Origin of the sequence: Pseudomonas sp. SL4(2022) (assembly GCF_026625725.1) — a bacterium.
Lineage (GTDB): Bacteria > Pseudomonadota > Gammaproteobacteria > Pseudomonadales > Pseudomonadaceae > Aquipseudomonas.
Genome location: NZ_CP113060.1, coordinates 4,392,284 through 4,415,316, shown reverse-complemented (window position 1 = coordinate 4,415,316; position 23,033 = coordinate 4,392,284). Strand labels below are relative to the sequence as shown.

Annotated in this window: 20 protein-coding genes and 3 tRNA genes; 11 read left to right on the top strand and 12 right to left on the bottom strand. The window is 57.1% G+C overall.

Annotation, left to right across the window (positions count from 1 at the left end; genetic code table 11):
- Positions 1-56: 56 nt before the first annotated feature.
- A complete protein-coding gene (locus OU997_RS20685; RefSeq protein WP_267808399.1) occupies positions 57-1,205 on the top strand; it encodes an acyl-CoA dehydrogenase family protein in 1,149 nt (382 codons plus the stop codon).
- Between the two features lie 68 nt (positions 1,206-1,273).
- Here OU997_RS20685 and OU997_RS20680 read toward each other — a convergent pair whose 3' ends face one another.
- The 7 genes from OU997_RS20680 to OU997_RS20650 form a co-directional block, all read right to left on the bottom strand.
- Positions 1,274-1,486 carry a cold-shock protein gene (locus OU997_RS20680; RefSeq protein WP_069516724.1) on the bottom strand — a complete coding sequence of 71 codons (213 nt, stop codon included), beginning with the start codon at positions 1,484-1,486 and terminating at the stop codon, positions 1,274-1,276.
- Between the two features lie 797 nt (positions 1,487-2,283).
- Positions 2,284-3,300 (bottom strand): alpha/beta hydrolase, encoded by a 1,017-nt coding sequence (locus OU997_RS20675; RefSeq protein WP_267808396.1) that lies wholly within the window; start codon positions 3,298-3,300, stop codon positions 2,284-2,286.
- 53 nt (positions 3,301-3,353) lie between these two features.
- Positions 3,354-3,782, bottom strand: a complete 429-nt coding sequence (locus OU997_RS20670) for an organic hydroperoxide resistance protein (RefSeq protein WP_108486064.1) — start codon at positions 3,780-3,782, stop codon at positions 3,354-3,356.
- Positions 3,783-3,848: 66 nt separating this feature from the next.
- Entirely contained in the window at positions 3,849-3,977 is a 129-nt protein-coding gene (locus OU997_RS20665; RefSeq protein ID WP_267808394.1) for a hypothetical protein, read from the bottom strand.
- 305 nt (positions 3,978-4,282) lie between these two features.
- Entirely contained in the window at positions 4,283-4,732 is a 450-nt protein-coding gene (locus OU997_RS20660) for a MarR family winged helix-turn-helix transcriptional regulator (protein ID WP_108486065.1), read from the bottom strand.
- A 160-nt stretch (positions 4,733-4,892) separates the two neighbouring features.
- On the bottom strand, positions 4,893-5,777 hold the full coding sequence (locus OU997_RS20655; RefSeq protein ID WP_267808392.1) for an SDR family NAD(P)-dependent oxidoreductase: 885 nt from the start codon (positions 5,775-5,777) through the stop codon (positions 4,893-4,895).
- The gene (locus OU997_RS20650; RefSeq protein ID WP_267808391.1) at positions 5,774-7,327 is read right to left on the bottom strand and encodes a flavin-containing monooxygenase; all 1,554 of its coding nucleotides are present in this window, start codon (positions 7,325-7,327) and stop codon (positions 5,774-5,776) included. Before OU997_RS20650 ends, OU997_RS20655 begins: the two co-directional genes overlap by 4 nt.
- A 115-nt stretch (positions 7,328-7,442) precedes the next feature.
- Here OU997_RS20650 and OU997_RS20645 point away from each other — a divergent pair, with 115 nt between their 5' ends.
- Positions 7,443-8,171: a TetR family transcriptional regulator gene (locus tag OU997_RS20645; protein ID WP_267808389.1), complete on the top strand. Its 729-nt coding sequence runs from the start codon at positions 7,443-7,445 to the stop codon at positions 8,169-8,171.
- 82 nt (positions 8,172-8,253) lie between these two features.
- Here OU997_RS20645 and folD read toward each other — a convergent pair whose 3' ends face one another.
- Positions 8,254-9,108: a bifunctional methylenetetrahydrofolate dehydrogenase/methenyltetrahydrofolate cyclohydrolase FolD gene (gene folD, locus OU997_RS20640; protein ID WP_108486069.1), complete on the bottom strand. Its 855-nt coding sequence runs from the start codon at positions 9,106-9,108 to the stop codon at positions 8,254-8,256.
- Positions 9,109-9,379: 271 nt separating this feature from the next.
- On the opposite strand from folD, the gene OU997_RS20635 reads away from it, so the two are divergent.
- The 9 genes from OU997_RS20635 (at position 9,380) to OU997_RS20595 (ending at position 18,300) form a co-directional block, all read left to right on the top strand.
- Positions 9,380-9,456, top strand: a tRNA-Arg gene (locus tag OU997_RS20635).
- Between the two features lie 33 nt (positions 9,457-9,489).
- A tRNA-His gene (locus OU997_RS20630) sits at positions 9,490-9,565 on the top strand.
- A gap of 52 nt (positions 9,566-9,617) precedes the next feature.
- Positions 9,618-9,702, top strand: a tRNA-Leu gene (locus OU997_RS20625).
- 129 nt (positions 9,703-9,831) lie between these two features.
- Positions 9,832-11,142 carry a trigger factor gene (gene tig / locus OU997_RS20620; RefSeq protein WP_108486070.1) on the top strand — a complete coding sequence of 437 codons (1,311 nt, stop codon included), beginning with the start codon at positions 9,832-9,834 and terminating at the stop codon, positions 11,140-11,142.
- 90 nt (positions 11,143-11,232) lie between these two features.
- Positions 11,233-11,868: an ATP-dependent Clp endopeptidase proteolytic subunit ClpP gene (clpP, locus tag OU997_RS20615; protein WP_108486071.1), complete on the top strand. Its 636-nt coding sequence runs from the start codon at positions 11,233-11,235 to the stop codon at positions 11,866-11,868.
- A gap of 103 nt (positions 11,869-11,971) precedes the next feature.
- Positions 11,972-13,252, top strand: coding sequence for an ATP-dependent Clp protease ATP-binding subunit ClpX (gene clpX, locus OU997_RS20610; protein ID WP_108486072.1), 1,281 nt, complete (start codon positions 11,972-11,974; stop codon positions 13,250-13,252).
- Positions 13,253-13,401: 149 nt separating this feature from the next.
- Complete coding sequence (lon, locus tag OU997_RS20605) at positions 13,402-15,795, top strand: endopeptidase La (RefSeq protein ID WP_267808387.1); 2,394 nt, start codon at positions 13,402-13,404, stop codon at positions 15,793-15,795.
- 137 nt (positions 15,796-15,932) lie between these two features.
- Positions 15,933-16,205, top strand: coding sequence for a nucleoid-associated protein HU-beta (gene hupB / locus OU997_RS20600; protein WP_010490206.1), 273 nt, complete (start codon positions 15,933-15,935; stop codon positions 16,203-16,205).
- Between the two features lie 217 nt (positions 16,206-16,422).
- Positions 16,423-18,300 (top strand): SurA N-terminal domain-containing protein, encoded by a 1,878-nt coding sequence (locus tag OU997_RS20595; RefSeq protein WP_267808382.1) that lies wholly within the window; start codon positions 16,423-16,425, stop codon positions 18,298-18,300.
- A 117-nt stretch (positions 18,301-18,417) separates the two neighbouring features.
- On the opposite strand, the gene fabI is transcribed toward OU997_RS20595, so the two are convergent.
- The 4 genes from fabI to OU997_RS20575 form a co-directional block, all read right to left on the bottom strand.
- Positions 18,418-19,212, bottom strand: coding sequence for an enoyl-ACP reductase FabI (gene fabI / locus OU997_RS20590; RefSeq protein WP_108486075.1), 795 nt, complete (start codon positions 19,210-19,212; stop codon positions 18,418-18,420).
- A 116-nt stretch (positions 19,213-19,328) separates the two neighbouring features.
- Positions 19,329-20,936 (bottom strand): ABC transporter ATP-binding protein, encoded by a 1,608-nt coding sequence (locus OU997_RS20585; protein WP_108486076.1) that lies wholly within the window; start codon positions 20,934-20,936, stop codon positions 19,329-19,331.
- A gap of 1 nt (position 20,937) precedes the next feature.
- Positions 20,938-21,957, bottom strand: coding sequence for an ABC transporter permease (locus OU997_RS20580; protein WP_108486077.1), 1,020 nt, complete (start codon positions 21,955-21,957; stop codon positions 20,938-20,940).
- A gap of 1 nt (position 21,958) precedes the next feature.
- Positions 21,959-23,032, bottom strand: coding sequence for a microcin C ABC transporter permease YejB (locus OU997_RS20575; RefSeq protein WP_108486078.1), 1,074 nt, complete (start codon positions 23,030-23,032; stop codon positions 21,959-21,961).
- Position 23,033 lies beyond the last annotated feature (1 nt).

Sequence of the window (23,033 nt, the reverse complement as noted above, 5' to 3'; positions counted from 1 at the left end):
TTGTAAACCAAGCAAGCGCTTGGTAATTTCCCTGAAACCTCAGTGGAAATACCCTCATGTCTGCTTCTCAGGAATATTTTGATGAGTCCCACCAATTGGTGCGTGATTCTGTCAGGCGTTTTGTCGAGCGGGAAATCCTGCCGTATATCAACGATTGGGAAGAGGCCGAGGAGTTTCCTCGCGAGCTTTATCTCAAGGCCGGGGCCGCCGGGATTCTCGGTATCGGCTATCCAGAAGCCTTTGGCGGCAGTCATGAGGGCGATGTTTTTGCCAAAGTGGCTGCCAGCGAGGAGTTGATGCGTTCAGGCTCTGGCGGCCTGGTTGCGGGGCTTGGTTCTCTGGATATCGGTCTGCCGCCAGTGGTCAAGTGGGCCAAGCCGGCGCTGCGAGAGCGCATCGTGCCGCAGGTGTTGGCAGGTGAGAAAATCATGGCCCTTGCAGTGACCGAACCTTCCGGCGGCTCTGATGTGGCTAATTTGAAAACCCGCGCGGTACGTGATGGCGATTATTACCGAGTGAGCGGCAGCAAGACCTTTATCACCAGTGGGGTGCGTGCGGACTACTACACCGTTGCCGTGCGAACTGGGAGGGATGGTTTTGCGGGGGTCAGCCTGCTACTGGTTGAAAAGGGGACGCCGGGTTTCACGGTCGGCCGCAAGCTGAAGAAAATGGGCTGGTGGGCATCCGACACGGCCGAGCTGTTCTTCGAAGATTGCAAAGTGCCGGTGGATAACCTGATCGGTGCGGAGAACATGGGCTTTGCTTGCATCATGGCCAATTTCCAGAGTGAACGCCTGTCGTTGGCGATCATGGCCAATATGACGGCGCAATTGGCGCTGGAAGAGTCGATGCGCTGGGCCAAGTCGCGTGAGGCGTTCGGTAAGCCCATCGGCAAGTTTCAGGTGCTCAAGCACCGTTTAGCTGAGATGGCGACCCAGTTGGAGGTGTCCTGGGAGTTCACTTACCGGCAGGCAGCGAAAATGGCGGCAGGTAAAAGCGTGATCAAGGAAATCTCCATGGCTAAGAACTTCGCCACTGACATTGCCGACCGACTGACCTACGACGCTGTGCAAATCATGGGTGGCATGGGCTATATGCGTGAAAGCCTGGTGGAGCGTCTGTACCGCGACAATCGCATTCTCTCGATTGGCGGTGGCTCACGAGAGATCATGAACGAGATCATCAGCAAGCAGATGGGCCTGTAGCCCAAATGACAGATTGCAGATAAAACAAACCCCGCGAGCGCGGGGTTTGTTTTCAAGCGGACAGGGGCTTAGGCCACCTGTACCTCTTCAGCTTGCATACCTTTCTGACCGCGGGCGGCCACGTAGGTAACAGTCTGGCCTTCTTTCAGGCTTTTGAAACCGTCGCTTTGGATAGCTTTGAAGTGCACGAACAGGTCATCGCCACCGTTAGTCGGGGTAATGAAGCCGAAGCCTTTTTCATCGTTGAACCATTTGACGGTGCCAGTTTCGCGATTTGCCATGGTGTGTCTCTTAAATCGATACGAATTGCGGTGCCAGAGTGCTCATAGCACCTATGCGGTTTTGCTGATTACTACAGTTCAGCTCGACCATCATAGGCCGTTTTCACCATGAGTGTTGGGCTTAACGTTAATTATTCATGTTTTTATTGGGACGAACCCTGGTAGGTCGCTATTTTCCTGGGCTGCATGGCCTCTTGTATCTGAACGCTGCATCGAGGTCCGCTATTGTGGTGCCATGCAGGCCATCACCAGGGCACTGCCGCTGGATCAAGGCCGCCAGTTCTGTCTGGCGCGGGGCCAGGTTGTCGTCGAGAGGATATGGCATCGGGCAAAGCTTCTGTGATTGCCAGCAGCCTATTCCGGTTTTTCAGGCACGTCTGCCGTGCGCGTACTACATAGCAGGATCAGGCATTAATTCGCCAGAAATCGCCTAACTCTGAATGCGCCATCTCGCTGCATCTGTTGTTGTCGCGGCAGCTCTGCCTGCATGCCAGGGCGGGACGCACCGAACAGTAGGGATTGTGTCTGGACGACTTGGCTGAATTCATACAGACCATTCCTGGATGCCTGGATGCCTGGATGCCTGGATGCCTGGGTGTTGAGTTGCAGCAGCTGCCGGATGATACGGCGCAGTGGCTGTTGCAACGCCGCTGGCATTCTTCGCTGTGCCGCTGTTGCAGCAGGTGCTCGACCAGGCTTTGCAGCAAGGCCTGCTGCGTAACCTGTAATGCCAGGCCGTTTGAACAGCAGAACGCCCCGGTACGCTAGCGTATCGGAGTGTTCTGTTGTGACGCGGGTTACTTGAGGCTAGCTTTCAGCGCGGCTGCAGCTTGCTGCATGGCGCTTTGCGTGCCGGGGATCTGGCTGATCACGTTGAGCAAACCGAAATCGTGAATCATGCCGTTGTAGCGCACGGAGGTCACGTTGACCCCCGCCGCATCTAGCTTGCGCGCATAGGCTTCGCCTTCGTCACGCAGTACGTCGAACTCGGCGGTTTGCACCAGGGCTGACGGTAAGCCTTTCAGTTGTTCCACCGATGCCTGCAGCGGCGAGGCGTAGATTTCGGCGCGCTGTTTTGGGTCGGTGGTGTAGTTATCCCAGAACCACTGCATCAGGCTCTTGCTGAGGAAGTGACCGTCGGCGAACTGGTTATAGGAGGCGTTGTTTAAGTTGGCGTCAGTTACCGGCCACATCAGCAGCTGGAATTTGATCGCTGGGGTGCCTTTGTCTTTGGCCATCAGGCTGACGACTGCAGCCATATTGCCGCCCACACTATTGCCGGCCACTGCCAGACGCTTGCCATCGACACCAATCTGCGCGCCGTTCTGCGCCACCCACTGGGTCGCGGCGTAGGCCTGGTTGATCGCGGTCGGGTACTTGGCTTCGGGTGACGGGGTGTAATTGACATACACCGCCGCCGCGCCAGAGCCCACTACCAAGTCATGGATCAGACGTTCGTGGGTCGGGTAGTCGCCCAGTATCCAGCCTCCACCGTGGAAGAACATGAAGACCGGCAGCGTGCCCTGGGCATCGACCGGGCGCACGACTTTCAGCTGGATCGACTGGCCATCGACCTCGATGGTCTTGTCGACCACCTTGATGCCCGATACATCGACCTTGACCCCGGCCTGCGCGCCGACCAATACGGCGCGCGCCTCTTTCGGGCTCAGCTGTTCGAGGGGCTTGCCACCGCCAGCGGCGAGGGCATTGAGAAAACCTTGAGTATTACGCTCCACCCCTGGGCTACCAGCGGCAAACGCGCTGTTGACGGCAAGGGCGAGTACGGCGATCGACAAACGGTGTTTGATGTTCATGTTCAGCCTCCTGGGGCGAGCCGCTGACTGGCAGCGGCCGGATGAGTAGTGAGTTAGTCGATCAGCGTCAGGGTGACGTCGATATTGCCGCGGGTGGCATTGGAGTAAGGGCAAACGATGTGTGCACGCTCGATCAGGGTCTGCGCTTGCTCACGGTTCATGCCCGGCAGGCTGATGCGCAGTTCGACTTCGATGCCGAAACCGTTGGGAATCGCGCCGATGCCCACGACACCTTCAATCGAGGCGTCTGCTGGCATCGCCAGCTTGTCGCGGCCCGCGACGAACTTCATCGCGCCGATAAAGCAAGCCGAGTAGCCCGCAGCGAACAGCTGCTCAGGGTTAGTGCCCGCGCCGCCAGCACCGCCGAGTTCTTTCGGGGTGGTCAGGGCGACGTCGAGTATGCCGTCGGAGGAAATGGCACGGCCGTCACGGCCGCCGGTGGCTTCTGCATAGGCACGGTAAGCAATGGTTTGAATCGACATGGTGGTAGTCCTCTAAAGTCAGTTTGGGTTGGTACGCGTTGCAGGTGTTGCGGTATCTGTGGTTGATCAGCCGGCGTGGTTGATCAGCCATTCTGGGTGCAGGCCTTTGCCATCCTGTTGCTGCTTCTGGCTGTGGTCCGCCAGTACGGCAGCGGAGAGCGTGATGGCGATGGTGAATGTGATCAGGGTTTGCATAACGGTTCTCCTCAGCTGCTGGGTTGTTTGGTTGGTTAGTCGCCGGTTTATTAGCGCTAAAATTTTGCGCGCCAAGTAGTTCGATGAGGCGAACTCTAGTTCGCATTAATTTTGCGCGCAATATATTTTTTTGAAGATTTTGCGATAAGCACTGCTGTGTTTAGGCATAAGCGAGGAATGGCGGGCTGTTGCGCGATTTTTCGAGAGCTGCGGCAGGACGAAATTGTCGACTGGAGCAGGGGGATGACGGGTAAGAGTGGCGCGATGTGGACGACGAGGCGGGCGGCAGCCTGTCGCCCAGGTACTTACACGGCCTGTTGCAGGCTGCTGCGCAGGGCGACCAACTCAGCCCTCAGAGCGCCGAGTTCCGCGGTGGATTGCTGGGTGGCGGTGAGGATGCAGCTGGGGATGCTTTTGGCCTGTTCGCGCAGGGCGCGGCCTTTCTCGGTGAGGAACAACTCAACTACACGCTCGTCGACACTGCTGCGGGTGCGCTTGAGCAGACCTTCGGCTTCCAGGCGTTTGAGCAGTGGGGTGACGGAGCCAGGGTCGGTGAGCAGGCGGCTGCTGATGTCGCCCACGGTGATGCCATCGCCTTCCCAGAGCACCATCATCGCCAGGTACTGCGGGTACGTCAGGCCCAGCCCCTGCAGCAGTGGCTTGTAGACCTTGGTCAGCAGTAGTGAGGTCGAATACAGGGCAAAGCACAGCTGGTTATCGAGCAGCAGTTCGGCGCAAGGGTCTTGCGTGTTCATAGCGTTCTCCGGCGGTACAGGACAGTTGGCGACAATTTATCGTGCTAACTACTGTTATGCCAATTGAATGCACGCGTGTTTATCCTGCGCAGGCAAACGTTGGACGTAAAAAAGCCCCAGACACCTGTGGCGCTGGGGCTTGGGCTTGGGCGTTAGCCGATTACTCCACGGCAGCCTGGGCTTTCTTGCTTGAGCCTTTCGGCGCAAAACGTGCGGCCAGACGCATAGAGGCGGTCACCAGGCGTTGATAGAGCGCTGGCCATAGGCGTTGCATGCCATCCAGAGCGTAGGCGTCCGGGCCGATCAGGATGCGTCGCTTGTTCGCCAGAGCGCCGTTGATGATCACCTGGGCCGCTTTCTCCGGCGTGGTGCGTAGCAACTGATCGTTGAACTGCTGGCGCGCCTGGTCGGCATCCTGACCGGTGACGCTGCTCAGGCTGGTGTTCATCCGCGCGGTTTTGGCGATGTTGGTCTTGATCCCGCCCGGGTGCACGCAGCTGGCCGATACACCACAATCGGCCATGTCCAGCTCCTGGCGCAGCGACTCGGTAAAGCCGCGCACGGCAAACTTGCTGGCGTTATAGGCGCTCATGCCCGGCTGGGCGAACAGGCCGAAGACGCTGGAGACGTTTACGATATGACCCTGACCGCTGGCTTTGATATGCGGCAGGAAGGCCTTGGTGCCGTTGACCACGCCCCAGAAGTTGATGTTCATGATCCACTCGTAGTCGGCGTAGTCGTTGCCTTCCACGGTGCCGCCCTGGGCCACGCCGGCGTTGTTGAAGATTGCATTGATCCGGCCGAACTCGCTCACTACTTGATCGGCCCAGGCATGCACGGCTTCACGGTCGGCGACGTTGACCAGGGTTTCACTGACTTGCACACCGAGCTTGCGCGCCTGGGCGGCGGTTTCCGCCAGCCCTTCGGCATTCACATCGGAGAGCGCCAGTTGGCAACCCTGGCGAGCCAGGCCGAAAGCCAGGGCGCGGCCGATGCCGGAACCGGCGCCGGTGATGGCGGCTACCTTGTTTTCAAACGACTTCATGCGCTGGCCTCCTGGGCAGTCAACTGGATAGCGCTGTTCTGCGCCGGGTGGGCCGCGTGTTTACGGCTGAAATGATAGGCCGCTGGGTCAAAGTTGCGCGTCAGCAAGCGGAAGCGCCAGGTAAAGCCGGGCCACACCGTGCAGTTGCGGCCACTGACCGGATGCAGGTACCAGCTCTTGCAGCCGCCGGCATTCCACACGGTGTTGCCCAGACTGCCCTGCAGCATGCCGTTGAACTTGTCCTGCACCGCTTGCTTGACCTCAAGGCTCTGCAGCTCTTGCTCACTAATCAGCTTAAGCGCACCGAGCACGTAATGGATCTGCGACTCGATCATGTAGACCATCGAGTTGTGCCCTAGGCCGGTGTTCGGCCCCATCAGGAAGAACAGGTTGGGGAAGCCGGCAGTGAGGGTGCCTTTGTAGGCCTGCGGGCCTTCCGGCCAGGTGTCGAGCAGGTCGACGCCGCCGCGACCAAACACCACGCCGCGCGGCAGCGGGTCGCTTGGGGTGAAGCCGGTGCCGAAGATGATCGCGTCAATTTCGCGCTCCTTGCCATCCACGGTGCGGATGCTGCCGCTGCGGATTTCCTCGATGCCGTCGGTGATCAGGTCGACGTTGGGCTGGGTCAGCGCCGGGAAGTAATCGTTGGAGATCAGCACGCGCTTGCAGCCCATCAGGTAATCCGGGGTGACCTTGGCGCGCAGTACCGGATCCTTGATCTGCTTGTTGATGTACCACTTGCCGACTTTCTGCGCGACGGTCATCACCTTGGGTAACATGGCAAAGCCGATTACCCGACTTTCCAGCAGAGCATAGATAGCGCCGCGCCAGAGTTTCTGCAGCAGCGGGAAGCGCTTGAAGCGGTTGCGCTCACGCTCGCTGATGGCGCGGTCCGGCTTGGGCATGATCCACGGCGCGGTACGCTGGTACAGATCGAGCTGGCTGACCTGTTTCTGGATCTGCGGAACGAACTGGATCGACGAGGCGCCGGTGCCGATGACTGCAACGCGTTTACCGGTAAGGTCATAGCTGTGATCCCACTGTTGTGAGTGGAAGATTTTGCCGGTGAAATCGCCCAGGCCCTTGAGCGCCGGAGTCGATGGCGTGGACAGCGCACCCATGCCGGAGACTACGAACTGTGCGGTGTAGCTGTTACCAGCGCTGTCACTGATCTGCCACAGCTCTTGCTGCTCATCCCAAGTCAGGCGGGTGATCTCTGTATTCAGTTGGGTGTGGTTCTGCAGGCGGTACTTGCTCCAGCAGCCTTCCAGATAACCCTGGATTTCCGGCTGTTTGGCGAACATGCGCGTCCAGTTAGGGTTCTGCTCGAAGGAGAACGAATACAGGTGTGATTGCACGTCACAGCCGCAGCCCGGGTAGTTGTTCACCCGCCAGGTGCCGCCGACGCCGGCTTCTTTCTCGAACAGCAGAAAGTCATGTTCACCGGCCTGTTTCAGGCGGATGGCCATGCCCAGGCCGGAGAAGCCCGTGCCGATAATGGCCACCTTGCAGTGGCGGGTGGCAGTTGGGGGTGAGACGGGTGCATTCATGGCCAAGCTCCTGTTATGTTTATTGCTGGCGTATACAGCTGTATACCAAGGTAGACAAATGTATACTCGCCAGCAAGCAGCATTCTCACAAGCCAACTTTTAGGTAGGGTTCGTCATGCAGGCAGACGCCAGCGAGCAGCAGCCAGCCGCAGAAAAAGCCACCGAGGCCCCCGGCAAGACCCTGTTACTGGAGGCCGCGTTACGTCTCACCTCAACCAGTCGCAGCCTCAGCAACCTGGGCTTGCGCGAGTTGGCGCGTGAGGCGGGGCTCAATCCCAATACCTTCTATAGGCACTTCAAGGATGTCGATGACCTGGGGCTGACGGTGATCCGGCAGATCTCTGCCCAGTTGCGTCAGCCGCTGCGCGACCTGCGCCGTGAAGCCGCCGAACGAGCGGTGCAATCGCCTAGTAAAAGCGTGGCTTTACTGTTTGGTATCGACCTGGATCGCGGTCGGCGGGTGTGCCATGAAACCGTGCAACTGTTCTTCGATTTTGTTGCGCAGAACCCCGAGGCCTTCATCATCGGCGTGCGTGAGCTGCATGGCGCCTCGGCCGTGCTGCGGGCGGCGCTGCAGGAGGTGATGGATGAGTTTGGCGCGGACATGGCCGAGGACATCATTGCTTTCAAGCTGCTGCCGGACATGGTCAATCCGGCGGTGGTGCGGCAGGTGTCGAACCTGATCAGTCGCAACCTGTTCCAGCTGTCGCTGGACTATATCGGTCAGCCTGAGTGGCAAGCGGCGATTCGTGCGTTGGCCGAAGAGCAGATTGTTATGCTGTTTACCGGAGCCAGCGTATTGCAGGGGCTTGGACAGCTTAAATTGCCTGTCGATGATTTGTAGCGTTGGCTAAGTAGGTGTTGTGTTTAGTTGCACATAAAAACGGCACCTGAGGTGCCGTTTTTTATTTCTGTTGGCCGTGCACTCAGTTGTGCAGATGCTCGGCGGCATGTAGCGTATTTTCCAGCAGGCAGGCACGGGTCATCGGGCCAACGCCACCTGGCACCGGGGTGATCCAGCCGGCGCGGGACAGGGCGGTTTCATAGACCACATCGCCAATCAGCTTGCCGTCGGTCTGACGGTTGATGCCCACATCAATCACGATGGCGCCAGGCTTGATCCACTCGCCATGCACCAGGCCCGGTTTGCCGGCAGCAACTACGACGATATCGGCCTGACCGACATGCATCGGTAGGTCTTTGGTAAAACGGTGGGTCACGGTCACCGTGCAACCAGCCAGCAGCAGTTCCATCGCCATCGGCCGGCCAACAATATTCGATGCGCCAACCACTACGGCGTGCATTCCATACAGGTCGGCGCCTGTGCTTTGCAGCAAGGTCATGATGCCTTTCGGGGTGCAGGGGCGCAGTAATGGCATGCGCTGTGCCAGGCGGCCAATGTTATAAGGATGGAAGCCGTCAACGTCTTTATCCGGGCGAATGCGCTCTAATAATAAAGATGCGTCTAGATGTTCCGGCAATGGCAACTGCACCAGGATGCCGTCAATGCATGGTTCGTCATTTAGACGGTCGATCAATGCCATCAGCTCGTTCTGGCCGGTGGTGGCTGGCAGGTCGTAGGCCTGCGAGATGAAACCGACTTCTTCGCAATCCTTGCGTTTGTGCGAAACATAGACCTGGGACGCAGGGTCGCTACCGACGAGAATCACGGCCAGCCCGGGTGCGCGCAGGCCTTGCTGACGTCGTTCGGCGACACGTTGGGCTATCTGCTGGCGCAGGCTGGCGGCAATTGCTTTGCCATCGATCAGTTGTGCGGTCATTGCGCTTGGTTAACCATAAAGAAAGGATGGAAAAAGAACGCGCATTCTCGCATGGCCGTGCTGCGGGGCAAAGGCGCGTGCCACGGTTTTCGCGTAACTCCTTTAAATGGCTGAATTTTTTTAACTTTTTCTGTTGACGACCTGAAATGGCATCTATAACATTCGCCCCGCTTGTCGAGCACAGCCAGTCGCTGGGTAAGACGGCAAAGGTCGAAGCTGCAAAGTTTTTTCCGAAGCCGAAAGCTTTAAGTCTGCATATGCAGATGGATAGGCGCCCGTAGCTCAGCTGGATAGAGCATCCGCCTTCTAAGCGGATGGTCGCAGGTTCGAGTCCTGCCGGGCGTGCCATTTGGCGGTCTTGGCTCAAGCAAATGCAATATGGTGGGCGTAGCTCAGTTGGTAGAGCACAGGATTGTGACTCCTGTTGTCGTGGGTTCGATCCCCATCGTCCACCCCATATTCCAAAACGCCAGGTTAACGCCTGGCGTTTTTGTATAAGGCTTTACCACGCGGACGTGGTGGAATTGGTAGACACACTGGATTTAGGTTCCAGCGCCGCAAGGCGTGAGAGTTCGAGTCTCTCCGTCCGCACCATCTTTTAGAACTCCCTCCCGTTTGCCGCCTGCATCTAGGGTGACTTCTGCAAATTGACCCTCTAGAATGCATGCCCTTGATTCGGGGCCGGTAAACGGCCGGCTTATGTCTGTGCAACGAGGATTATCCATGCAAGTTTCTGTTGAAAGTACTTCTGCGCTCGAGCGCCGTATGACCGTAGGCGTCTCTGTTGAGCGCATCGAGACTGAAGTCAACAAGCGTCTGCAGCAGACTGCCCGTCGTGCCAAGGTTCCTGGTTTCCGTCCTGGCAAAGTGCCAATGAGCGTGATTCGTCAGCGTTATGAAGATGCTGCGCGCCAGGAAGCCCTGGGTGATCTGATCCAATCTACTTTCTACGAAGCTGTTGTTGAGCAGAAGCTCAATCCAGCTGGCGCTCCGGCTGTTGAGCCGAAGTCGTTCGAGAAAGGCAAGGATCTGGAGTACGTTGCGACCTTCGAAGTATTCCCTGAGTTCACCGTTGCTGGCTTTGACTCCATCGCTGTTGAGCGTCTGCAGGCTGATGTGGCTGATGCTGACGTCGACAACATGCTGGAAATCCTGCGAAAGCAGAACACCCGTTTCGAAGCCGCCGAGCGTGCTGCCGAGAATGGCGATCAGCTGAACATCGATTTCGTTGGCAAAATCGACGGCGAGGCATTCGCTGGTGGCTCGGCCAAGGGCACTCAGCTGGTTCTCGGCTCCGGCCGCATGATTCCTGGCTTTGAAGATGCACTGGTTGGCGCCAAGGCCGGTGAAGAGCGCGTAATCAACCCGACTTTCCCGGCTGATTATCAGAATCTCGATCTGGCTGGCAAAACTGCTGAGTTCACCGTTACTGTTAACGGCATCGCCGCGCCTCAGCTGCCTGAGCTGAATGACGACTTCTTCGCCTTGTTCGGCGTAAAAGAAGGCGGCCTGGAAGGCTTCCGCGCTGAAGTGCGCAAGAACATGGAGCGCGAGCTGCGCCAGGCCATCAAATCTAAGGTTAAAAACCAGGTGATGGATGGTCTCTTGGCTGCAAATCCGATCGAAGTGCCGAAAGCATTGATCAGCAATGAAGTGAACCGTCTGCGCGTGCAGGCTGTTCAGCAGTTCGGTGGCAACCTCAAGCCTGAGCAGCTACCCGCTGAGCTGTTCGAAGAGCAAGCCAAACGCCGCGTTGTGCTGGGTCTGGTTGTGGCTGAAGTGGTCAAGCAGTGCGAACTGAAGCCGGATGATGCTCGCGTTCGCGAAATGATTCAGGAAATGGCTTCTGCATATCAGGAGCCTGAGCAGGTTGTTGCCTGGTACTACAAAAATGACCAACAAATGAACGAAGTGCGTTCTGTTGTACTGGAAGAGCAAGTTGTAGATACTGTTTTGCAGAAGGCCAACGTGACCGACAAAGCGGTCTCGTACGAAGAAGCTGTCAAGCCGGTAGAAGCACCACAAGCCGCCTGATTTCTTTACCTCGTTCGAACACGCCATAAGCCAGCCTCCGCGCTGGCTTATGCGTATTTGTGACATGACTATTTAGGGAGCGAGTGCAGCATGTCCCGCAATCCTTTTATGCAGCAAATGCCCGATATCCAAGCCGCTGGTGGCCTGGTACCTATGGTTGTTGAGCAGTCGGCTCGTGGTGAACGCGCCTACGACATTTATTCGCGCCTGCTCAAGGAGCGAGTTATCTTTCTTGTCGGTCCTGTAGAGGACTACATGGCCAACCTGATCTGTGCGCAATTGCTGTTCCTTGAGGCGGAGAATCCAGACAAGGACATCCACCTTTACATTAACTCTCCAGGTGGTTCGGTAACGGCAGGTATGTCGATCTATGACACCATGCAGTTCATTAAGCCGAATGTGTCCACGACCTGTATTGGGCAGGCATGCAGTATGGGTGCATTCCTGCTGACCGCAGGTGCTGAGGGTAAGCGTTACTGTCTGCCGAACTCACGTGTGATGATTCATCAGCCGTTGGGCGGTTTCCAGGGTCAGGCGTCGGACATTGAAATCCACGCCAAGGAAATTCTCTTTATCCGCGAGCGTCTCAACACATTGATGGCCAAGCACAGCGGACGCACCCTGGCAGAAATTGAACGCGACACCAATCGTGATAACTTCATGAGCGCACAAGCCGCTCGTGAGTACGGTTTGATCGATGAAGTGCTTGAAAAACGCCCCGCTTAATATAAGCAGCTAAAAGGTCGGCATGTCCGGCTCCAGTGGGCTTGAAAAAGCCCGCTTAAGCCTTCATCTTGTGTTGCAAGCATATCGGATTTGGATCGAACGAATGACTGACACCCGCAACGGCGAGGACAACGGCAAGTTGCTTTATTGCTCCTTCTGCGGCAAAAGCCAGCATGAAGTACGCAAATTAATTGCCGGCCCCTCGGTCTTTATCTGCGACGAGTGCGTTGACCTGTGTAACGACATCATCCGTGAGGAGGTGCAAGAAGCCCAGGCCGAGAGCAGCGCACATAAATTGCCTGCCCCCAAGGAAATCAGCACGATTCTCGATCAGTATGTGATCGGTCAGGAGCGTGCGAAGAAGGTACTGGCGGTAGCAGTGTACAACCACTACAAGCGTCTGAATCAGCGTGACAAGAAAGATGACGTCGAACTCGGCAAGAGTAATATTTTGCTGATCGGTCCAACAGGCTCGGGTAAGACCTTGCTGGCTGAAACGCTGGCGCGCCTGCTTAATGTGCCGTTTACCATCGCTGACGCGACCACCCTGACCGAAGCCGGTTATGTGGGTGAGGACGTTGAGAACATCATTCAAAAACTGCTGCAGAAGTGTGATTACGATGTGGAAAAAGCCCAGATGGGCATCGTCTATATCGACGAAATCGATAAGATTTCACGTAAGTCAGATAACCCGTCGATAACCCGCGACGTGTCGGGGGAGGGCGTGCAGCAGGCTCTGCTGAAGCTGATTGAAGGTACTGTTGCTTCGGTGCCGCCGCAGGGTGGGCGCAAGCATCCTCAGCAGGAATTCCTGCAGGTCGATACGCGTAATATTCTGTTCATCTGTGGTGGCGCTTTTGCAGGCTTGGAGAAAGTCATCCAGGGGCGTTCGACCAAAGGTGGGATCGGTTTCAGTGCCGAGGTTCGTAGCAAGGAAGAGGGCAAGAAAGTCGGCGAGTCGCTGCGTGCCGTTGAGCCAGATGACCTGGTCAAGTTTGGTCTGATTCCTGAGTTCGTGGGCCGCTTGCCGGTTATTGCCACGTTGGATGAGTTGGATGAAGCCGCGCTGGTGCAGATCCTGACTGAGCCGAAGAATGCACTGACTAAGCAGTACGGTAAACTGTTCGAGATGGAAGGTGTTGAGCTGGAGTTCCGTCCAGATGCACTGAAGTCCGTTGCTCGCAAGGCCCTGGAGCGTAAAACAGGTGCTCGCGGCTTGCGTTCTATTCTGGAAGGCATTCTGCTCGACACCATGTATGAGATTCCGTCGCAATCGGATGTCAGTAAGGTGGTCATTGATGAAAGTGTCATCGATGGTGCATCAAAGCCCTTGCTTATCTATGAGAATAACGAGTTGCCTGCAAAGGCCGCTCCGGACGCTTGATTGCGCTGTAACATGTTGAAAGCAAGGGGCCTGCGGGCCCCTTTTGTTTTCCTGTTGTTGTGCTTGTTTTTTGTTTGGGGTGCCCCCATCTTAGCGTTAAGGGTTATCCCATCTGTTTACGGCCGTAAGGCCGCCGTAGAGCCGAAATCATGAAGACAACCATCGAATTGCCTCTCCTGCCGTTGCGCGATGTTGTGGTCTATCCGCATATGGTCATCCCGTTGTTCGTCGGGCGTGAAAAATCTATTGAGGCCCTTGAGGCTGCAATGACGGGCGAGAAGCAGATTCTGTTGCTGGCCCAAAAGAACCCTGCTGATGATGATCCGGATCAGGATGGTCTTTATCGAGTGGGCACCGTGGCCACTGTGTTGCAGTTACTGAAACTGCCGGATGGTACGGTCAAGGTACTGGTCGAAGGAGAGCAGCGCGGAGAGATTGAACGCTTTATTGAGGTCAGCGGTTATTGCAGGGCTGAAGTACAGCTGATCGATGAAGTGGATGCTGCTGAGCGCGAATCTGAGGTCTTTACTCGCAGTCTGCTGAGTCAATTCGAGCAGTATGTACAGCTGGGCAAGAAGGTTCCCGCCGAGGTGCTGGCTTCACTGAATGGTATCGATGAGCCAGGTCGTCTGGTTGATACCATGGCCGCGCATATGGTGCTGAGAATCGAGCAGAAACAGGAAATTCTGGAAATTACTGACCTGGCTGCGCGAATTGAGCATGTCCTGGCCTTGTTGGATGCTGAGATCGATTTGTTACAGGTCGAAAAGCGTATTCGTGGCCGGGTCAAGAAGCAGATGGAGCGCAGTCAGCGTGAGTACTATCTGAATGAGCAGATGAAGGCCATCCAAAAAGAGCTTGGCGACAGCGAGGATGGCCATAACGAGCTCGATGAACTGAAAAAACGCATTGAGAACGCCGGCCTGACGACTGAGGCCCATACCAAGGCCAGTGCCGAGTTGAACAAGCTTAAGCAGATGTCGCCGATGTCGGCTGAAGCCACGGTGGTGCGCTCTTACATCGATTGGTTGGTTAATGTGCCGTGGAAGGCGCAGAGCAAAGTGCGTCTCGATCTAGCAAGGGCGGAAAGTATTCTGGATGCAGATCACTATGGTCTGGAGGAAGTCAAAGAACGCATCCTTGAATACCTTGCTGTGCAGAAACGGGTGAAGAAACTCAAAGGACCTGTGCTTTGCCTGGTTGGGCCGCCTGGTGTGGGTAAAACCTCACTGGCCGAGTCGATTGCCAGCGCCACTAACCGCAAATTCGTGCGTATGGCCCTTGGTGGTGTGCGTGATGAGGCTGAGATTCGCGGTCACCGACGCACCTACATTGGCTCCATGCCGGGTCGTCTGATTCAGAAGATGACCAAGGTCGGCGTGCGTAACCCTCTGTTCCTGCTCGATGAGATCGACAAGATGGGGCAGGACATGCGCGGTGATCCAGCTTCAGCGCTGCTTGAGGTGCTGGATCCGGAGCAAAACCACAATTTCAATGACCATTATCTAGAGGTCGACTACGACCTGTCCGATGTGATGTTTCTGTGTACCGCGAACTCGATGAACATTCCGGGTCCGTTGCTGGACCGTATGGAAGTGATTCGTCTTCCGGGCTATACCGAAGCTGAAAAGATCAACATCGCCATCAAATACCTGGTGCCCAAACAGGTTCAGGCCAATGGTTTGAAGAAGGCCGAACTGGTTTTTGAAGAGTTGGCGATTCGCGACATCATTCGTTACTACACCCGCGAAGCCGGGGTGCGTGGTCTTGAACGGCAGATTGCCAAGGTATGCCGCAAAGCGGTCAAGGAGCACGCGGCCGAGAAGCGCTTCCAGGTGACTGTCACTGCGGATTCACTTGAACACTTTCTGGGTGTGCGTAAGCACCGCTATGGCCTGGCCGAGCAACAGGACCAGATTGGGCAGGTGACGGGCTTGGCCTGGACCCAGGTCGGTGGTGAGTTACTGACAATCGAGGCCGTAGTTGTGCCTGGTAAAGGTCAGCTGATCAAAACCGGCTCATTGGGCGATGTGATGCTGGAGTCGATCACCGCAGCGCAGACTGTTGTGCGCAGTCGGGCCAAGAGTCTAGGTGTGCCTGTGGACTTCTATGAGAAGCAGGATATCCACATCCACATGCCAGAAGGTGCTACGCCTAAAGATGGGCCCAGCGCCGGTATTGGTATGTGCACAGCGCTGGTTTCGGCACTGACGCAGATTCCTGTGCGCGCGGATGTCGCCATGACCGGTGAAATAACCTTGCGCGGCCAGGTTTTGGCTATCGGTGGTCTGAAAGAAAAACTGCTGGCCGCACACCGTGGCGGAATCAAGACCGTGATCATTCCAGAAGAGAATGTGCGCGACCTGAAGGAGATTCCGGACAATATTAAGCAGGACCTACAGATTAAACCGGTTAAATGGATTGACGAGGTCCTGCAAATTGCGCTGCAATACGCTCCGGAGCCCTTGCCTGATGCGGCTCCCATAGTTGCAAAGGATGAAAAGCGCGAGACTGATTCCATGGAGCGAATCAGCACGCATTAGCAGGAGAGCTTCCTTGACACATTTTTAGAGCCCTTGTTATAAAGCGGCTCATATCGTGTCAGCAGGCTCTTCAGCATCAGCTTCGCTTACATTTAAAAGCAAGAAATAAACTCAACAGAAATTAAGGGGACTTAAGAGTGAACAAGTCGGAACTGATTGATGCCATCGCCGCATCTGCTGATATCCCGAAAGCTGTTGCCGGCCGTGCGCTGGACGCAGTTATTGAATCCGTTACTGGCGCTCTGAAGGCTGGTGATTCTGTCGTACTGGTAGGCTTCGGTACTTTCGCAGTCAAAGAGCGTGCTGCTCGTACTGGCCGTAACCCACAGACTGGTAACCCGATCAGCATCGCTGCTGCCAAGATTCCAGGCTTTAAAGCCGGCAAAGCTCTGAAAGACGCTGTTAACTAAGCCTCCTTCTGTTTTGCCTAGCAGGTTGGCTGAATGGCTAATCTGAGGCAGGCGGGATGTTCAGCCAATCACATTTGACTGAATACGACGAATCAGTTGCTTGCGTTCGCTCCGCTTTGCCAGTTACGAGAAGGCGCATCCCTGATGCGCCTTTCTTCTATCCGGAATTTACCCACACTGCGCGGCTGCTTTTTTGTACAGCCGTTCTGGGGGATGCATGCTGCAGAACATCAGGGACAATTCACAAGGTTGGATTGCCAAAACCATTATCGCCATCATCGTCGCGCTCATGGCTCTGACCGGTGTCGATGCCATTTTTACCAGCACCAGTAACAGTCAGAATGCCGCTGAGGTGAATGGCGAAAAGATCACCTCAGTTGAGCTTAGTCAGGCTGTCGAGATGCAGCGTCGTCAGCTGCTGCAACAGTTGGGGCGCGATTTCGACGCCTCCCTGCTGGACGAGAAGCTGCTGCGTGAGGCCGCCCTCAATGGCCTGGTTGAGCGCACACTGCTGCTCGAGAGCGCCAAAGATGCCAAGTTCGCCTTTTCGCAGCAGGCGTTGGACCAGGTAGTTCTGCAGACGCCAGAGTTTCTTGTGGATGGCCAGTTCAATGCGGAGCGCTTTGATCAGGTGATTCGTCAGCTGGGCTACAGCCGCCTGCAATTCCGCCAGATGCTTGAGCAGGAAATGCTCATTGGCCAATTGCGTGCAGGTCTGGCCAACAGTAGTTTCGTCACTGATGCTCAGGTGCAAGCGTTTGCGGCATTAGAGAAACAGACCCGTGACTTTGCCACGCTGACCCTGAAAGCAGACCTGGCTGCGGTGACACTTAGCGATGATGACATCAAGGCTTACTACGATGCTCAAGCTGCAGAGTTCATGAGTCCTGAGCAGGTTGTGCTGGACTATGTCGAGCTGAAGAAAGATGCCTTCTTCGATCAGGTAGAAGTCACTGACGAAGCCTTGCAAAGTGCTTATCAGAGTGAAATTGCCAACCTTGCCGAACAGCGTCGTGCGGCTCACATTCTGGTTGAAGTGAGCGACACGCTGAATGACGATCAGGCCAAAGCTAAGCTGGTCGAGGTGCAGAAGCGCTTGGAACAGGGGGAAGATTTCGCCGCGCTGGCCAAAGAGTTTTCTGATGACTCGGGTTCAGCTGTTGACGGTGGTGATCTGGGCTTTGCCGGTCCTGGTGTATATGACCCGGCCTTCGAAGAAGCACTCTATGCGCTTAGCGAGAATGCTGTGTCGGCACCCGTGCGCAGCGAGTTCGGCTGGCACCTGATTAAGCTCCTGGGCGTCCAGGCGCCGGAATTGCCGAGCTTCGCCAGTCTGGAAGATAAACTGCAGCGAGATCTCAAGGCGCGTCAGGTTGAACAGCGTTTTGTTGAGGTTTCCAAACAGCTTGAAGACGCTGCATTTGAAGCCTCGGATCTAAGTCAACCGGCGCAGGAACTTGGTCTGCAGGTTAAGACCACTGAACCGTTTGGCCGTCAAGGCGGCGCTGAGGGTGTGTCTGCTAACCGCCAGGTCGTGCAGGCAGCGTTCAGTGATGAAGTGCTGGAAGACGGTAGCAACAGCAGTGTGATCGAGCTTGATCCGTACACCGTGGTGGTGGTGCGCGTTAAAGAGCACAACAAACCTGAGCAACTGCCGCTTGAGCAGGTTGCCGATAGTATCCGTGCTCAGCTGACCAAGGTTCGTGCAAGCGAAGCCGTTAAAGCCAGGGGTGAAGAGCAGCTGACTGCTCTGCGCGCAGGTCAGACGCCGGTTACTCAGGCCGATGCCAAGCAGGGCTGGAACGTGGTCGAAGCCGCGACGCGTAGCCAGGAAGGCGTTGAGCCGGCAGTGCTGCAGGCGTTGTTCCGCATGCCCAAGCCTGAGGCTGCTGACAAGCCAACTTTCGCCGGTATCAGCCTGAGCAACGGCGATTTCATGATCATCCGTCTGAATGGTGTGAGCCAGCCGGAGCAAGCGCTGTCGGATGAGGATAAGGCCATGTACAGCCGCTTCCTCGCCTCACGCGTCGGTCAGCAGGACTTTGCTGCGTTCCGCAAGCAGCTGGAAGAAACAGCGGATATCGAGCGCTTCTGATCGAGTCTGCTGAATGTAAAAAGGCCGCTTACTCAAGCGGCCTTTTTTATGCTTGCCATCCGTGGCAGCAACGGTGCTGATGGCGCAGGAAGAGCTGGTCTCCCTGCACAGCCACACTTACTCTTCCATGGCGCCCATGGCGGTGGTGTTGAAACCGCCGTCGACGTACATGATCTCGCCGCTGACGCCCGAGGCCAGGTCAGAGCAGAGGAAGGCACCGGCGTTACCGACTTCTTCGATGGTCACGTTGCGCCGCAGTGGGGTCTGCTTTTCATTGGCAGCGAGCATCTTGCGGAAGCTCTTGATCCCGGAAGCCGCCAGGGTACGGATCGGGCCCGCGGAGATGGCATTGACGCGAGTGCCTTCTGGACCGAGGCTGCCGGCCAAGTAGCGTACACCGGCTTCCAGGCTGGCTTTGGCCATCCCCATGACGTTGTAGTTGGGCATGGTGCGCTCGGCGCCCAGGTAGGACAGGGTCAGCAGGCTGCCATTGCGGCCTTTCATCATCTCGCGGCCAGCTTTGGCCAGGGCGACGAAGCTGTAGGCGCTGATGTCGTGGGCGATGCGGAAGCCTTCACGGGTAGTGACGTTGGTAAAGTCGCCATCCAACTGATCGCCTGGGGCGAAGCCCACGGAGTGAACGATACAATCCAGGCCGTCCCATTTCTTGCTCAGGGCTTCGAATACCGAGGCGATTTCCTCATCGTTGGCTACATCGCAAGGGAAGCACAGATCTGCGTTCGAGCCCCAGCCAGCGGCGAACTCTTCGACGCGGCCCTTGAGCTTTTCGTTCTGATAGGTGAAGGCCAGTTCGGCGCCTTCACGGTGCATGGCTGCCGCGATGCCGGAGGCGATGGACAGTTTGCTGGCGACGCCAACGATCAGTACGCGCTTGCCGCTTAGAAAACCCATGTGTGTTGTTCCTCTTCCTGTCTACAAGGATTGGCAGGCAGTTGAAGAGCTACCTGCGTGGCCATCACTGTATTTACCTTGCGCTGGCGGCATCGCCAGCGCTTTTCAATAGCCGGTTAATTCGCTGGGGCCATAAAGGCTGCTTCCAGCAACTGCTGTGTATAGATGTTCTGTGGCGCAGCAAAGACACGTGCTGCTGGACCTTGCTCGACTACTTTGCCCTGCTTGACCACCATCACCTGATGGCTCAGGGCCCTGACTACCGCCAGGTCGTGGCTGATAAACAGGTAGGTGAGGTTGTATTTGGCCTGCAGCGAGCGTAACAGCTCGACTACCTGGCGCTGCACGGTGCGGTCGAGGGCCGAAGTCGGCTCATCCAGCAGGATCAACGCCGGTTTAAGTACCAGGGCGCGGGCGATGGCGATGCGTTGGCGCTGACCACCGGAAAACTCGTGGGGGTAGCGGTGGCGGGTTTCCGGATCCAGACCTACCTCCACCAACGCGTCGATAATCGCCTGTTCCTGTTCGGCTGCGCTGCCCATGCGGTGGATCTGCAGGCCTTCGCCGACAATTTGACCCACCGACATACGCGGGCTAAGGCTGCCGAAGGGGTCCTGAAACACCACCTGCATCTGCCGGCGCAGCGGGCGTACATCATCTTGCGACAGGCTATCGATCGCCTGGCCCTGGAAGCGGATGCCGCCTTGGCTGCCGAGCAAGCGCAGGATCGCCAGACCCAAAGTGGATTTACCTGAGCCGCTTTCGCCAACGATGCCCAGGGTATGCCCCTGCGGCAGGTTGAAATGAATACCGTCTACCGCTTTGACGTGATCGACGGTGCGGCGCAGCAGGCCTTTTTTGATCGGGAACCAGACGCGCAGGTTGTCGATTTCCAGCATGGTTTTACCCGGTGGCTGATCGACCGGGCCTCCCGTGGGTTCGGCGCCCAGCAGCTCACGGGTGTAGGGGTGCTGCGGATCTTTAAACAGTGTTTCGCAGGTCGCCTGTTCGACGATATGTCCGCGTTGCATCACGCAGACTCGATGAGCAATCCGTCGCACCAGGTTGAGGTCGTGGCTGATCAACAGGATGGCCATGCCCAGGCGTGCCTGTAGGTCCTTGAGCAGCTCAAGGATCTTCAGCTGCACGGTGACGTCAAGGGCGGTGGTGGGTTCGTCGGCGATCAGCAGTTCCGGCTCGTTGGCCAGGGCCATGGCGATCACTACGCGCTGGCGTTGGCCGCCAGAGAGCTCATGTGGGTAGGCCTTGAGGCGCTTGTGCGGTTCGGGAATGCCGACCAGATCAAGCAGCTCCAGGGTGCGCGCTGTAGCCGCCTTGCCGCGCAGGCCTTTATGCAGGCCCAGCACCTCATTGATCTGTTTTTCGATGCTGTGCAGCGGGTTGAGCGAGGTCATGGGCTCTTGGAAGACCATGGCGATGCGGTTACCGCGAATACCGCGCAGCTTGTTCTCGTTCAGTTTGAGCAGGTCTTGCCCGGCGTAGTGAATGCTGCCGCTGGGGTGTTGGGCCAGGGGGTAGGGCAGCAGGCGCAGGATGGAGTGCGCGGTGACCGATTTGCCCGAGCCGCTTTCGCCAACCAAAGCTAGAGTTTCGCCGCGCTTGATGTCGAAGTTGACGCCTTCGAGCACGCGCTGTTTCAGGCTGCCGGTGACGAATTCGACCGCCAGGTCGCGGACCTCGATGAGGGTGTTGGAGTCGGTCATGTCATTTCCTCGGATCGAAGGCATCGCGCGCCGCTTCGCCGATAAACACCAGCAGGCTGAGCATCAAGGCCAGTACGGCAAAAGCGCTGATCCCGAGCCAGGGCGCTTGCAGGTTGGATTTGCCCTGGGCCACCAACTCGCCGAGTGACGGCGCGCCAGGCGGCAGGCCGAAGCCGAGGAAATCCAGTGCGGTGAGGGTGCCGATCGCGCCGGTGAGGATAAACGGCATAAAGGTCATGGTGGAAATCATCGCGTTGGGCAGGATATGGCGGAACATGATCGAGCCGTTCTGCATCCCTAAGGCGCGGGCGGCGCGTACATATTCCAGGTTGCGCCCACGGAGGAACTCGGCACGCACCACATCCACCAGGCTCATCCAGGAGAACAGCAGCATGATGCCCAGCAGCCACCAGAAGTTCGGTTGTACGAAGCTGGCGAGAATGATCAGCAGGTAGAGCACCGGCAGGCCTGACCAGATTTCCAGAAAGCGTTGCCCAGCCAGGTCGACCCAGCCGCCATAGAAGCCCTGCAAGGCGCCGGCAAACACGCCGATCACCGAGCTGGCCAGGGTCAGGGTCAGAGCAAACAACACGGAAATGCGGAAGCCGTAGATCACCCGTGCCAGCACATCGCGGCCCTGATCATCCGTACCCAGCCAGTTTTCCGCCGAGGGCGGCGCGGGGGCGGGCACTTGTAAGTCGTAGTTGATGCTGGAGTAGCTGTAGCGGATCGGCGGCCAGATCATCCAGCCGTCCTTTTCCTTGATCAGCTCTTGGATGTAAGGGCTTTTGTAGTTGGCCTGCAGCGGGAATTCACCGCCAAAGGTGGTTTCCGGGTAGCGCTTGAATACCGGGAAATACAGCTCGTTGTCGTAGCCCACCACCAGCGGTTTATCGTTGGCGATCAGTTCGGCGCCGAGGGTGACGAAAAACAGTGCGAGGAACACCCACAACGACCACCAGCCGCGTTTGTGCGCCTTGAACAGCTGGAAGCGGCGTTGATTGATTGGTGACAGTTTCATCTCAACCCTCCCGGCTTTCGAAGTCGATACGCGGATCGACCAGGGTGTAGGTAATGTCGCCGATCAATTTCACCACCAGGCCCAGCAACGTGAAGATAAACAGGGTGCCGAAGACCACCGGGTAATCACGGTTGATCGCGGCCTCGAAGCTCATCAGGCCCAGGCCGTCGAGGGAGAAGATCACTTCGATCAGCAAGGAGCCGGTAAAGAAAATACCGATAAAAGCTGCCGGGAAGCCGGCGATGATGATCAGCATGGCGTTGCGAAACACATGCCCATAGAGCACGCGGTTGTTGCTCAGGCCCTTGGCTCGGGCTGTGACCACATACTGTTTGTTGATCTCATCGAGAAAGCTGTTCTTGGTCAGCAGCGTCAGGGTGGCGAAGTTGCCTATCACCAGGGCGGTGACGGGCAGCGCCAGGTGCCAGAAATAGTCGAGCAGCTTGCCGGTAAAGCTCAGCTCGTCGAAATTGTTTGACGTCAGCCCGCGCAGCGGGAACCAGTCCCAGTAGCTGCCGCCGGCAAACAGCACGATCAGCAGGATGGCGAAGAGGAAGGCGGGGATGGCGTAACCGACGATGATCGCCGAGCTGGTCCACACGTCGAAGGCGCTGCCGTGGCGAGTGGCCTTGGCGATGCCCAGCGGGATCGACACCAGGTACATGATCAGCGTGCTCCACAGCCCCAGGGAGATCGACACCGGCATCTTCTCGATGATCAGGTCGATGACCTCGGCATCGCGAAAGAAGCTCGAGCCAAAGTCCAGCTGCGCGTAGCTCTTGAGCATCAGCCAGAAGCGTTCCGGGGCGGATTTGTCGAAGCCGTACATGCGCTCAATTTCCGCCACCAGCTCGGGGTCCAGGCCCTGGGCGCCGCGGTAGTTGGAACCGGCCACCGAGACTTCGGCACCGCCGCCGGCGATCCGGCTGGTGGCGCCGTCAAAGCCTTCCAGTTTGGCGATCATCTGCTCAACTGGGCCACCGGGGGCGGCCTGGATGATGATGAAGTTGATCAGCAGAATGCCGAACAGCGTGGGGATGATCAGCAGCAGCCGACGAACGATATACGCCAGCATC

Coding starts and splice junctions, on each gene's coding strand:
- OU997_RS20665 (WP_267808394.1), bottom strand. CDS start 3,977: ATGCAAACCCTGATCACATTCACCATCGCCATCACGCTCTCCGCTGCC.
- fabI (WP_108486075.1), bottom strand. CDS start 19,212: ATGGGTTTTCTAAGCGGCAAGCGCGTACTGATCGTTGGCGTCGCCAGC.
- folD (WP_108486069.1), bottom strand. CDS start 9,108: ATGACCGCACAACTGATCGATGGCAAAGCAATTGCCGCCAGCCTGCGC.
- OU997_RS20655 (WP_267808392.1), bottom strand. CDS start 5,777: ATGAAGTCGTTTGAAAACAAGGTAGCCGCCATCACCGGCGCCGGTTCC.
- OU997_RS20645 (WP_267808389.1), top strand. CDS start 7,443: ATGCAGGCAGACGCCAGCGAGCAGCAGCCAGCCGCAGAAAAAGCCACC.
- OU997_RS20595 (WP_267808382.1), top strand. CDS start 16,423: ATGCTGCAGAACATCAGGGACAATTCACAAGGTTGGATTGCCAAAACC.
- clpP (WP_108486071.1), top strand. CDS start 11,233: ATGTCCCGCAATCCTTTTATGCAGCAAATGCCCGATATCCAAGCCGCT.
- OU997_RS20660 (WP_108486065.1), bottom strand. CDS start 4,732: ATGAACACGCAAGACCCTTGCGCCGAACTGCTGCTCGATAACCAGCTG.
- OU997_RS20580 (WP_108486077.1), bottom strand. CDS start 21,957: ATGAAACTGTCACCAATCAATCAACGCCGCTTCCAGCTGTTCAAGGCG.
- clpX (WP_108486072.1), top strand. CDS start 11,972: ATGACTGACACCCGCAACGGCGAGGACAACGGCAAGTTGCTTTATTGC.
- OU997_RS20685 (WP_267808399.1), top strand. CDS start 57: ATGTCTGCTTCTCAGGAATATTTTGATGAGTCCCACCAATTGGTGCGT.
- OU997_RS20585 (WP_108486076.1), bottom strand. CDS start 20,936: ATGACCGACTCCAACACCCTCATCGAGGTCCGCGACCTGGCGGTCGAA.
- OU997_RS20670 (WP_108486064.1), bottom strand. CDS start 3,782: ATGTCGATTCAAACCATTGCTTACCGTGCCTATGCAGAAGCCACCGGC.
- OU997_RS20675 (WP_267808396.1), bottom strand. CDS start 3,300: ATGAACATCAAACACCGTTTGTCGATCGCCGTACTCGCCCTTGCCGTC.
- OU997_RS20680 (WP_069516724.1), bottom strand. CDS start 1,486: ATGGCAAATCGCGAAACTGGCACCGTCAAATGGTTCAACGATGAAAAA.
- tig (WP_108486070.1), top strand. CDS start 9,832: ATGCAAGTTTCTGTTGAAAGTACTTCTGCGCTCGAGCGCCGTATGACC.
- OU997_RS20575 (WP_108486078.1), bottom strand. CDS start 23,032: ATGCTGGCGTATATCGTTCGTCGGCTGCTGCTGATCATCCCCACGCTG.
- lon (WP_267808387.1), top strand. CDS start 13,402: ATGAAGACAACCATCGAATTGCCTCTCCTGCCGTTGCGCGATGTTGTG.
- OU997_RS20650 (WP_267808391.1), bottom strand. CDS start 7,327: ATGAATGCACCCGTCTCACCCCCAACTGCCACCCGCCACTGCAAGGTG.